This window comes from Streptomyces zagrosensis (assembly GCF_014203645.1).
GTDB classification, from domain to species: domain Bacteria; phylum Actinomycetota; class Actinomycetes; order Streptomycetales; family Streptomycetaceae; genus Streptomyces; species Streptomyces zagrosensis.
In genome coordinates this window covers 169,891-181,154 of sequence record NZ_JACHJL010000016.1, presented here as the reverse complement: position 1 = coordinate 181,154, position 11,264 = coordinate 169,891, and the positions used below count along the sequence as shown (strand labels likewise).

At 69.6% G+C, this 11,264-nt stretch carries 10 protein-coding genes; 4 read left to right on the top strand and 6 right to left on the bottom strand.

From position 1 onward, the window contains the following. Positions 1-126: 126 nt before the first annotated feature. From FHS42_RS26730 to FHS42_RS26720, 3 genes are all read right to left on the bottom strand, one after another. On the bottom strand, positions 127-1,728 hold the full coding sequence (locus tag FHS42_RS26730) for a M4 family metallopeptidase (RefSeq protein WP_312867047.1): 1,602 nt from the start codon (positions 1,726-1,728) through the stop codon (positions 127-129). Positions 1,729-2,157: 429 nt separating this feature from the next. Further along, positions 2,158-3,546, bottom strand: a complete 1,389-nt coding sequence (locus tag FHS42_RS26725; protein ID WP_246495438.1) for an SGNH/GDSL hydrolase family protein — start codon at positions 3,544-3,546, stop codon at positions 2,158-2,160. A gap of 556 nt (positions 3,547-4,102) precedes the next feature. Continuing rightward, the gene (locus FHS42_RS26720) at positions 4,103-4,885 is read right to left on the bottom strand and encodes an MBL fold metallo-hydrolase (RefSeq protein ID WP_184576290.1); all 783 of its coding nucleotides are present in this window, start codon (positions 4,883-4,885) and stop codon (positions 4,103-4,105) included. Between the two features lie 82 nt (positions 4,886-4,967). On the opposite strand from FHS42_RS26720, the gene FHS42_RS26715 reads away from it, so the two are divergent. Then, a complete protein-coding gene (locus FHS42_RS26715) occupies positions 4,968-5,570 on the top strand; it encodes a CGNR zinc finger domain-containing protein (RefSeq protein WP_184576288.1) in 603 nt (200 codons plus the stop codon). 147 nt (positions 5,571-5,717) lie between these two features. Here the strand turns inward: FHS42_RS26715 and FHS42_RS26710 are convergent, their stop codons facing one another. Further along, positions 5,718-6,197, bottom strand: coding sequence for an ATP-binding protein (locus tag FHS42_RS26710; RefSeq protein ID WP_184576286.1), 480 nt, complete (start codon positions 6,195-6,197; stop codon positions 5,718-5,720). A gap of 146 nt (positions 6,198-6,343) precedes the next feature. Between FHS42_RS26710 and FHS42_RS26705 the strand changes: the two genes are divergently transcribed. Together FHS42_RS26705 and FHS42_RS26700 are read left to right on the top strand one after the other, a co-directional pair. Continuing rightward, complete coding sequence (locus tag FHS42_RS26705; protein WP_184576284.1) at positions 6,344-7,213, top strand: DUF5753 domain-containing protein; 870 nt, start codon at positions 6,344-6,346, stop codon at positions 7,211-7,213. Between the two features lie 13 nt (positions 7,214-7,226). Next, positions 7,227-8,057 carry an SAM-dependent methyltransferase gene (locus tag FHS42_RS26700; RefSeq protein WP_184576282.1) on the top strand — a complete coding sequence of 277 codons (831 nt, stop codon included), beginning with the start codon at positions 7,227-7,229 and terminating at the stop codon, positions 8,055-8,057. 89 nt (positions 8,058-8,146) lie between these two features. Here the strand turns inward: FHS42_RS26700 and FHS42_RS26695 are convergent, their stop codons facing one another. Together FHS42_RS26695 and FHS42_RS26690 are read right to left on the bottom strand one after the other, a co-directional pair. Further along, complete coding sequence (locus tag FHS42_RS26695) at positions 8,147-8,767, bottom strand: LysE family translocator (RefSeq protein WP_184576280.1); 621 nt, start codon at positions 8,765-8,767, stop codon at positions 8,147-8,149. A 122-nt stretch (positions 8,768-8,889) separates the two neighbouring features. Then, positions 8,890-9,627 (bottom strand): TetR/AcrR family transcriptional regulator, encoded by a 738-nt coding sequence (locus tag FHS42_RS26690; protein WP_184576278.1) that lies wholly within the window; start codon positions 9,625-9,627, stop codon positions 8,890-8,892. A gap of 60 nt (positions 9,628-9,687) precedes the next feature. Between FHS42_RS26690 and FHS42_RS26685 the strand changes: the two genes are divergently transcribed. Next, complete coding sequence (locus FHS42_RS26685; RefSeq protein WP_184576276.1) at positions 9,688-11,211, top strand: monooxygenase; 1,524 nt, start codon at positions 9,688-9,690, stop codon at positions 11,209-11,211. Positions 11,212-11,264 lie beyond the last annotated feature (53 nt).

The following is an 11,264-nucleotide window of genomic DNA, read 5'->3' as shown; positions in this document are numbered from 1 at the left end:
TGCGCCCCCACCCCCCTACCCGGGGTTCACACCGGCCACCCGCGCGCCCGGGGGGGCCCCGGGGGGGCCCCCCCGGGGGGGGGCGGGCGGCGCCCCCCCCCGGGGGGGGCCCCCCGCGGCGGTGGGTCAGCTCTTGACGTCAACTCCGGTCCAGGCCGCGGCCACGGCCTTGACCTCGGTTCCGTTCGCGCCGTACAGGTCCGCGGCGGCCTTCAAGGTGCCTTGACGCGCTGCGCGATAGTCGGTGGTCGAGGTGAAGTACGTGGTCAGCGCCTTGTACCAGATCCGTAGGGCCTTGTCCCTGCCGATGCCAGTGACCGTCGAGCCGTCCTTGGTGGGGCTGTCGTAGCTGACCCCGTTGATGACCTTTTTCCCGCTGCCCTCGGCGAGCAGGTAGAAGAAGTGGTTGGCGACGCCGGACGAGTAGTGCACGTCGAGCTTGCCGATGTCGGGTGTCCAGTAGTCGGCGGACTTGCCGTCCCGGCTCGGCTTGTCCTGGTAGCGCAGCGGGGTGCCGTCGCCGCGGATGTCGATTTCTTCGCCTATCAGGTAGTCGCCCGGGTCCGCGGCGTTCTTGGCGCCGAACTCCACGCCTGTGCCGAATATGTCGGAGGTCGCCTCGTTGAGACCGCCGGACTCACCGCTGTACTTCAGCCCTGCCGTGGCCGAGGTGACTCCGTGGCTGAACTCGTGGCCTGCGACGTCGAGCGAGGTCAGTGGCTTCTTGTTGCCCTGGCCGTCGCCGTAGGTGATGGCGAACGCCTGGTCGTCCCAGAAGGCGTTGACGTAGTTGTTGCCGTAGTGGACTCGGCTGTAGGGCGCCTTGCCGTCGTTCTTGATGCCGTTGCGGCCGAAGGTGCTTTTGTAGAAGTCCCAGGTGGTGGCCGCGCCGAAGGCAGCGTCCACGGCTGCGGTCTGCCGGTTGCTGGGCGTGCCGTCGCCCCAGACGTCGTCGGCATCGGTGAACAGGGTGCCTCGGCCGCTGGTGCTGCCCTTGAGGTCGTAGGTGCTGTGGCTGCCGCGCTGGGTGTCGGTGAGCTGGTAGGTGCCGCCCGTCTTGCGCGTGGTGAGCGGGACCTTGCCGCTGTACTGGCTGGTGCCGGTGCCGTTGTCGATGGCCTGGCGGCGGTGGAGTTCCTTGCCGGTTGCGGCGTCGGTGACCACGTGCAGTCGGCTCGGGGTGCCATCGGCCTGGGTGCCGCGGACGACGGTCTCGTAGGCGAGGACGGGCTTGCCCGACGCGGCCCAGACCACCGTGCGCGGGGAGCTGTCCGTGCCGGAGGTGGTGCGTTCGGCCCGAGCAGCCCGCAGTGCGCCAGACGCGGCGGCGGCCGGGGTGACCTTCGGGATGAGGGAGGCGATATCTATCGTCTGCGTGGTCGCCTTGGTGGAGCCGGTGACCGCCCCGTCTGCGGCGCGGTGCACCACGAGGTCGCCACCGAGCACCGGGAGCCCGGCGTAGGTGCGCTCGTAGCGGGTGTGCGTGGTGCTGTCACCGTCCTCGACGGTGTCCGTGACGACGAGTTGCTCCCGTTCGCCGAGGCCAAGCGCGGCGGCGGTGCGGGCCGCCCCGGTGTTCGCGTCGCTGCCGGTGGTGGCGCCCGCGGTGCCGGAGGTGACACCGGCGGCGAGCAGGGTGGCGGCGAGCGTGGTGGCGCCGCCGGAGAGGGCGAGCGCGCGGGCTCTGCGCCTTGCGGAACGGGAAGGAGTACGAGGGGTGGCGGACACGACTGGTCTCCTCTGGCTACGGGGGAATGCCGGGCGGCTGGAGCGCAGCCCGGCGCACAAGCGACAGGGCCCTGTCGGTGCTTGACGTTCCCGGATCGACGCGCACATGTCACGCCCCGAAATGACGGAACTGTCCACCACTGGGCGATAGGCGGGAGCGTTGTTCACACGACACACAGGGCCCGTTCATGGAGAGACAGCGGCGTCCATACACACGACAAACCACGGCAACGCCACCGCGACATGCCGGACGCACCCCCGCCCGAGGCATCCGGCGGTTCCACGGGCCGCGGCGCCCGCCACGCGAGGGCCGCGGGCGGGCGCCGAAGCGGGTGGGACAGCGGCCTGCACCGCACAACGGCTCTCAAGCGGTAGGGACTTAACGCGTAACCACTACGACCGTCGGACGAGAGGAACCGGCGGGCGGCGTCAGAGCGCGTCGATGTCGATCGCCTCGGCCATGGCGTGGTAGCCGGCGTCGCTCGGATGCAGATGGTCCCCGCTGTCATAGGCGGGGGTCAGCCGGTCCGGGTCGGTGGGGTCGGCCAGCGTGTGATCCAGATCGATGACCGCGTCGTACGCGCGGGATGTACGTATCCACTCGTTGAGCGCATCGCGCTTGGTCTCGCCGCGCTCGGTGTAGTACCCGGCACCCTTGAAGGGGACGAGGGTTGCACCGATCACCTTGAGGCCCTTGGCGTGGGCCTGGCGTATGACGTTGCGGTGCGCGGTGATCAGTTGCTCGACCGACACGTCCGGGATCTGTCCGCCCGGAGTCCCGCCGAGGCCGATGTCGTTGATGCCCTCCAGCACGATGACGGTTTTCACCTCGGGCTCGGCAAGTACGTCCTTGGCGAAGCGATCCACACCGCTCTCGCCCGTCCCCGGGGTCCCAAAGGTGATCATGTTGCCGCTGATCCCGTGGTTGAGGACACTGCGCGGCCGTCCCTGCCGAACGAAGCGTTCCGCTAATTCGTCCGGATAACGATTGTCGCCATCGATCGTTGAAGCGAACCCGTCGGTGATCGAGTCCCCGAAGGCCACTACCCCGTTGCGGCGCCCGTGCGCCTTGCTCTGGATCTCGACGTCCGAGAGGTAGTACCAGGACGCGGAGGTCTCGGTGAACGCCTCGCCGCTCTCGTTGGGCCGATGGTCGCCCAAGGCTCGATAGCTCGTCGCGGAGGCCGACATATGGTACGTGGCCGGGCCGGTCGGCTCGGCCAGATACAGCGTGACGGTCAGCGACTCCAGGGCTCTGACCCGCAACGACAGCGCGTCAGTGAATACCTCGCCGCCCACCGGAATCGTCACCGCCCCCTGCTCGTCGAAGGTCAGGGGTCGGCTCGTGCCCTTGCGTACCGCCGCGCCCCGGTCCGTTCGCCCGACCGTGGCACCGGCCACCTTCAGCGCAGAGGTGCCATAGCGGTTGGAGAGCTTGAAACGGGCACCGGTGCCCCCGGTGCTGACCCGGATCACCTGGCGCAGCGTCTGCTGGTGGAAGCCCTGCTGCGACCAGTTCGGGAACAGCCCCCGCCCGGGCGGCTGGATGGAGGTCGCCCAACCGCCTTGCCACTTGGCTGCATCGTGCCGCTCGGCATTGTGCCGCTCGGCGTCGCGCCGCTCAGCGTTGTGCCGCTCGGCGTCAGCCGTGGACTTGGCCGGGGCGCTGGCCTCGGACACCGGTATCGGCGACGGGGGCAGCACCAGCAGCGCTCCCGCGGAAAACAGCACCGCCAGCGGCCGGACGGCCACCCGTAATCGTCGCTGCGCGCGGTCTGTACCCCGCCCAGCGGGCATGTCGTGCGTTCGGTTGCTCATGGCATCGCTCCTTCGCCTCGTCGTCTCGCTCGCGTTTTTCCTGGCTGTGCTTCTCTCATTCGTGTCGTGCTCTCGACGCCACCGCGCCAACTTCCCCCGCCTGTTGCCACCTCGCTCGCCACGCCGGCCCAGCAGGGCACGCGCGTACCAGGGCACGCACTCAACGCCGTAGGACACGTGGACGGCCCGAGCCACTCACTTCGCTCTCAGCCCGCCCCGCCCACGAACGAACTTCCGCACCGCGAGCGCTCAGGCTCTACGTCACCACCTCCGCCGGGCGGACGTCTATCGGGCCGACGTGGGCACGAATAGGGAATTGGCCATGGTCCGCAGGCAGCGTCGAACGTGCCGGCATCGAGGACGCCCGGCCCCCCGTGCTGACGCCACGAGGTACAACCATCACCGCACGCGGCCGGACCTCGGCCGCGTGCGGTGGGAGCGCGCTGTGGGACGGTGCTATCGACCCGCCCGGCCGGCCCTCGCGTAGTCCTGGTGACAGACCGACAGGGGGCGCATCAAAAGGACCGGCTGCCCAGCGGGCCGTAACGGTGCCGGGTCAGGCCGCGTGCAGGCGGTCGGCCAGCCCCGCGGCGGTGAAGGCGGCCACCAGTTCATCGCGGCCCTCGGTGAAGTGGGACCAGCTGTCGCAGTGCACGGGTACGACTCGGCGTGCGCCGAGAATTTCGCTGGCCTCCACCGCGTGGACGGAGTCAAGGACGATCGGCTCACCGTCGAAGAGGCCGGGGAAGCGGGGGGCTCCGGCGAAGAGTACGGCGGTGTCAACGGGGCCGAAGCGCTCGGCGATCTGCCTGACCGCGTCGAGCGAGGCGTTGTCGCCGCTGACGTACACCGTGGGCAGATCAGCGGAGGTCAGCACAAAGCCGACGACCTGCCCCAAGATCGCCTCAACTTCCTCGCGCGCGCCAGGGCCATGAATGGCGGGCACCCCCGTCACCCGCACGGTGCCACCGTCGGGACGGTCGAGTTCGACGGATTCCCAGTCCGCCAGGCCCTTGGCAGCGCTGCCGAGCCGGCCCCCGCCGCCAGGGGTGGTGAGGGTGAGTGGCACATCAGCGAGGAGGGCCCGGCCGGAGGTGTCGAGGTTGTCGGCGTGCTCATCGTGCGAGAGCAGGACGACGTCGATGCGCCCGAGGTCGGCGGGGTCGATGGAGGCGGGCGCGGTCTTGGTGAGGACCGGGCTGCCGGGCACCGGGTAGTCGCCTGGGGCGTCGAAGGTGGGGTCGGTAAGAAATCGCAGGCCGCCGTACTCGAAGAGGGCGGTCGGGCCCCCGAAGACGCGGACGGCAAGCTGCTCGTTGGCCGTGCTGTCAGCAGACATAAAAGAGAACACCTCACGGATGGAAAGGAGTCTATCCGTGATGAACCGTAGCGGCTTCTCACGGATAGGCGCAAGACGTACCATGAGATACATGAAGGAGACCGCCGAGCCCGCCCCGCCGCCTGCACCAGGCGCGGAGCAATACCCAGCCCTCGACTTCGCCAACAGCGCCATCGCCCTGCCCGGCGGCCAGTTCCTCGATCTCCTCGGCTCCCCCGCCGCCACGAACCAATGGCTCACCGAGCACGACCTCGCTCCGAACGACGCTGGTCTTCAGGAGATGTGCGCGGCGCAACTGCGAACGCTGCGCGAACAGATTCGCGCGCTGCTCGCCGCACGCGTCGATGAGCACGCCGCCCCCTCGACCGCGCTCGCCGCCATCAATGAGGCGCTCACCAGAGCCCCCGCAGCCTCCCTGCTGCACTGGGACCCCGCCCGCGGTATGTACCGGGCCGTCGCCCACCCCACCACGCAGATCGTTGACCACGCCCTGGCAACCTTGGCCGCCAGCGCCGCCGACCTGCTCACCGGCCCCGACGCCACACGCCTCACCTCCTGCGGCTCCACCCCGTGCAGCCGCTACCTGCTGCGCCACGGCCGCCGGCACTGGTGCTCCACCCGCTGCGGCGACCGCGCCCGCGCAGCCCGCGCCTACGCCCGCCGCACCCAGCAGGAGACTCATTAACACCGGGCCAGCACCAACTCGGCGCAGCTCACGCGCCAACGCGCGAAACCCGCGCCGCCAGGCGCCCGCTCACCCCCTTCGTACCGCATGTGAGCACGGCGCCTTGGAGATCGCGCGTTCAACCTCGGCGCCGTGGGCGTACGTTCCTCACGGCTGGGCCCGGTCATCCGAAATGAGGGCCCACACCTCGCGGCTGACGCGCCCTCGGCGCGTGCCCCACTGATCGGACAGAGCGTCCACGATCAGCAACCCGCGGCCAGACTCGCGCAGGGTCGCCACGTCTGCATCGGCGCCCTCGGCCGGGCGGCGAGGTTGGGGAACGGTGTTACCGGGCGGGCCCCACACTCCCAGCCGTATGCCGCCCGAGGTGCAGCGGACATGGCACCACACCATGCGCAGCCGGCCACGGTGGTTGCCGTGCTCGACCGCGTTGGTCACCAACTCGCTGATCAACAGCGCGGCGCGCTCGATGGTGTGCTCGCTCACGCCCCAGCGCTCCAGGGCGGTACGCACCTGCCGGCGGGCGATCCCAGGCCCCACGCGATCGGCGGGTATCCAACAGCGACATGCAGAGCCAGGCTGACCGCCCCGTTGCGGCAGGGGTTCCTCTGGTAAGCGATAACTCATACGCTCACCATGCGCGCACTTTGCACGCTTGGCAATATGTGTTTACTGGGGTTCGGCGGCGCCGTAACGCCTTACCTCACACCGCCTTGGGAGGCCTCCCCCACACCGCCCTGAGGGCGGAAGAAATCCCTATCGAGGAGGTGGACGTGCCCCAACGGCCCCGGCCCAGCCCTACGTTGGAACATCGTGTGGTGGCCAAGCGGCTACGCCGGGTGCGGGAGGAGATCGGTTGGAGCGTGGCACAGGCCGCGGAGGCCGCGGGCGTCGCGCACACCACCGTGTGGCGCCTGGAAGAGGCCAAGACCTCGATCGACCTAGGGCTGATCGAGCACTTGCTCACCCTCTACGGTCTCTCCGAGGTCGAGCGCGAGTTGCTCCTTGAGCAGGCTGCGGCGGCGGCCCGGCCGGGCTGGTGGCATCAGCGCTACCGGCCGGTGATGTCCCGGGACTACCAGGAATGGATCGCGCTGGAAAGCGCCGCTTCCCTGGTGCACATCTGGCACTGCGCACTGGTGCCTGACCTGTTTCAAACCCCCGAGTACACCGCCGCTCTCCACCGCGCCCGGCACCCTCGCCACACCGCCGAGCAGTTGGATCTCGCCGTGGAGTTGGTCGCTGAACGCCAGCGGCGGTTGGCACGCCGCAAGGCCCGGGTGTGGGCAGTGGTTTCGGCCGCCGCGCTGCACACCACCGTCGGCACTCCGGCGGTGATGCGCGCTCAGCACCAGGCCCTGGAGATCATGCTGCGTCGCCCGCGCATCACCTTCCAGGTGCTGCCGCTGGAGGCCGAGTGGCACCCGCTGACCGGCGCGCCTGGGGTCCGACTGCTGCGGCTGGACGCGGATGAGATCGGCGACCAAGTGCTGCTTGACCTGCCCGGTGCCACCACCATCATCGACGCTCCCGAGCAGGTCGCCATCTGGCGCCAGCGGCTGGACGCCGCCTCCGCCGCGGCCGGCTTCTTCTGCGACCCGCTGCCCAACCTGCCCGACCTGCCCGTCCCCACCATCCCGTGAAGGAGCACCACCGATGACGCACCCCACGGCCCCCGCGGGCCCCGAGGGCAGCCGGCCACACCCACCCACCGGCGTGGACCCCAGCGTTCCGCACCCCGCACGCTTTTGGAACTACATGTTGGGCGGCACTTACTGGTACCCGGCCGACCGCCAGGCCGCCGAAGCGGTCATCGCGCAGCTTCCCGAGGTCCACGATCTGGCGAAGGCGGGTCGCGAGTTCTTGTGGCGCACCGTGCGCTGGACCGCCCGCGAGGCCGGGGTGCGCCAGTTTCTCGACATCGGTGCCGGCTTACCCGCCGAGCCGAATATCCACCAGATCGCCCAACGACACGCCTCCGAAGCCCGCGTGGTCTACGTCGATAACGACCCCATGGTGGGGATGTACCAGCAGGCTTACCGTGACAGCACCCCCGAAGGGCGGACCGCCTGCTTCATCGCCGATATGCGTGATACCGCCGAGGTTCTCCAGCGGGCCGCGGACACATTGGACTTCCGCCAGCCCATCGCCCTGGTCTTCTCCGACTGCCTGGGCCTGATCGAGGACGACGCCGAGGTCTACGCGGTGGTGAAGCGGTTCGTGGACCATGTCGCCTCGGGCAGTTATCTGATCCTCAGCCACTCCGCCCCCACGTCGTCCGCTGTCGTCGCCTCCGGGGCTAAGTACAACAGCGCACCCGGTGTCATCCCCTTCACGTTGCGCGGCCGGGACCAGATCGCCCACTGTTTCGAGGGTCTGGAGTTGGTGGACCCGGGCCTGGTGCTGATGCCCGACTGGCACCCGGACAGCGACACCCTGCCAGCCCGCGCAGGCATCGGCTACGGCGCCGTCGCCCGCGTCCCCTGACTGCACTGGAGGTGGCACACCGCGCGGAGCCGGGTCATCTCGCGATCTGGGAGGTGATCCGGCGTCAGGCGGCGGCTGGTGCGCCGGATTCAGGGCTGGGTCGTAGCGACCTTCACACCGAACCCGATCAGCACGAGCCCGGTGACCCGGTCCATCGCCCGGCGTACGGCGGGCCTTGCGAAGAACGCGCCGGCCTTGGCCAACAACAGCACGTAACTACCGAGCCAGCCGACGGTGAGCCCCGCGTGCAGCAGGACCAGCAGCGCCATTCCCCCATGCGGGGACAGGCCGGTTGGCGCGAGCGTCGGCAGGAGACCGGTGTAGAAGACGGCGATCTTCGGGTTGAAGACATTGCTGACCAAGCCGGTCCGCCACGCGTTCCCGGCCGGGGACGGCGCGGCCGATGCCGGGTCCGCAGGCCCGTCGCGCCGACTGTGGATGAGCGCCTGGACACCGAGGAAACCCAAGTAGGCGGCTCCGGCCAGCTTGACCACGGTGTAGGCCGTGGCGGACGCGGCCAGCACGGCTGCCAGCCCCACCACAGCAAGGACACCCCATATCAGCAGCCCTGCCGTAATCCCACCGACGGTCCGCAGACCATCGCGCCAGCCGGACTTCACGGCCCGTTTCGTCACTACGGCCATGTCAGGCCCGGGAACGATGGTCAGCACGGCGAGCACACCGGCCGCCGCGAGGAACTGTACGAACATGGGTTCAGTCTCGCATCCGTACCGAGCGGCTTTGCTCGTGGAGCCCGCAGGCCCAACACCTGTGCGGAGCCTGGAAGTAGAGCGCTGACAGGGAGGCCCGGCGGCGCGGGGGCCGATGAGCGTCAGTCCTGCTGCCGCAGGGCGCGTAGGCCCTGGATGAGCAGGTGCAAGCCGAATTCGAAGTGCGCCGCCAGGTTCGAATCGGTGAGCACGGGCAGCGTGGCCGTCAGGTGCGGATACGTTCCGCCAGCCACGGCTTCGCGTAGTCGCTCGGGGACTGCGGGAGCGTCACCGTCCGAGCCGAGGGCGGCTTGTTCCTCCAAGGTGTGGCCAACGGTGAAGTTGGCCACCGCCAACAGGGCCTGCGCGGCGTCCCTGTCGGCGAAACCGGCCTCGCGCAGTATCCCGATCGTGGTGTCGGCAAAGCCCAAGGTGTTCGCCCCGGTCGCGTGCGTACCGGCGAAGACCCGGGCACCGTCGCGCCGGGCGAGGAGCGCCGTGCGCATCCCTCGGGCGAGTGCGGCAAGTTGGCTGCTCCAGTCCGCGCCCGCTGAGGTCGCTCCCGTAACACCTTGGTCGAAGGCCGAGCCGTGCTCGGGTGCCACGTCGCCGGCAGCCGTCGAGCGTGCGGGTACGGGGAGCGTGGCGAGCATGCGCTCCGCCATGGCCGTCAGCAGGTCCTGTTTGGTGGCGAAGTACCGGTACAGGGCGCCGGCCCGAACGTCCATGGCATCGGCCAGGCGTCGCATGGTCAGGGCGTCAAGACCCACCTCATCGAGCAGGTCGAGAGCTGTTTCGACGGTGCGTACGGGGTCGAGTCGTGCGGGGCGGCCCCGGGCGGGGGTTGACGGGTTGTTCATGGGGCCGACTATAGTGAACAACGTTCACGTGAACATTGTTCACTAAATAGGAGGGTAACAATGGGCACAGACATCCTGGTCGTCGGCGCGGGCCCGACCGGGCTGATGCTCGCCTGCGAACTGGCACTGGCCGGCGTACACACTCGGATCGTGGAGCGCCGCACCGAGCGCCAGCGCGATTCCCGGGCGCTGACTTTGCATCCGCGCAGCATGGAGCTGATGGACATGCGCGGGCTCGCGCCGCGGTTTCGCTCCCTGGGCAGGCCAGTGCCCGGCTGGCACTTTGCGACGCTCCCCACCCGGCTGGACTTCGCGGCCCTTGACACCAGGCACGGCTACACCCTCTTCCTCGCCCAGGCACGCACCGAGGCCCTGTTGGAGCAGCGGGCACAGGAGTTGGGCGTGGAGATCAGCCGCGGATACGAGACCACCGGACTGCGCCAGGATGCCGAAGGCGTCGAGGTCAGCGTGCGCGGGCCGGCCGGCGCTGAAACCCTGCGCGCACGGTACGTGGTGGGCTGCGACGGCGGACGAAGCACGGTGCGACAGGCCGCCGGCATCGCCTTCCCGGGTACCGATGAGACGCTGACCGGCATCCTGGGCGACTTCGCCACCATCGATGCGCCACCCGCCGCGCTGGAGACCGCGCGAGCCCGGGGCGTGCTGGCCGTACCGCTGGAGGGTGGACTCACCCGGTTCGTCTGCATCGATCCTGACCGGATGCGGGTCCCAGCGAGCGAGCCGGTGACCTTGGAGGAGTTCCGGTCCTCGCTGAAGCGAATTTGCGGCTCGGACTGCGGAGTTGCTGACCCCCGCTGGCTCTCCCGCTTCGGCAACTCGACCCGCCTCGCCGATACGTACCGTACCGGCCGCGTCCTGCTCGCCGGTGATGCCGCCCACATCCACTTCCCCGCGGCCGGGCAGGGCTTGAACACCGGCCTTCAGGACGCGATGAACCTCGGCTGGAAGCTTGCCGGCGTCATCCATGGCTGGGCCCCGGCCGGCCTGCTGGACAGCTACGATGCCGAACGCCGACCCGTCGGACAGGCCGTCACCGAGAACACCGAGGTCCAGTCCCTGTTGGTCGAACTCGTCCTCGTGCCGCAGTATCAGCGGCCCGCCGCAGCCCTGCGCACCCTCCTGGACCAACTCCTGGCCCTGGAGAACGTCAACCGAATGCTCGCGGGCCGCATCTCCGCGCTGAGCACCGCCTACTCGTCCGCATCACCCGAAGCTGATCCGCTCGTGGGTCGGCGGATGCCCGACATCGGGCTAACCGCCATTGCATCGAACGCAGAGCGGGTCTACGACCTCCTCACCCAAGGCCGTTTCGTCCTCCTGGACCTCACCGGCAAGGCTCCTCGACGCCCTGCCCCGGGCCTCGACCAGAACGCGCGGTACACCGCCCACGCCCTCGTTCGGCACGACCCGCACGCGGAGTTGGACGGGGTGACCGAGCTTCTCGTCCGACCCGATGGCCACGTCGCCTGGGCCACCCGCGCCACCGACGCCGGCACCCGCGCAGCGCAGCGCGCCGCCGCACTGACCGCCTGGACCGGCGCGGCGTCGGCAGCCGACGTCTGACGCCATGGCGCCTGCCCGCCCAACACTGCGGACCAGCCACTCAACCCGGGCGC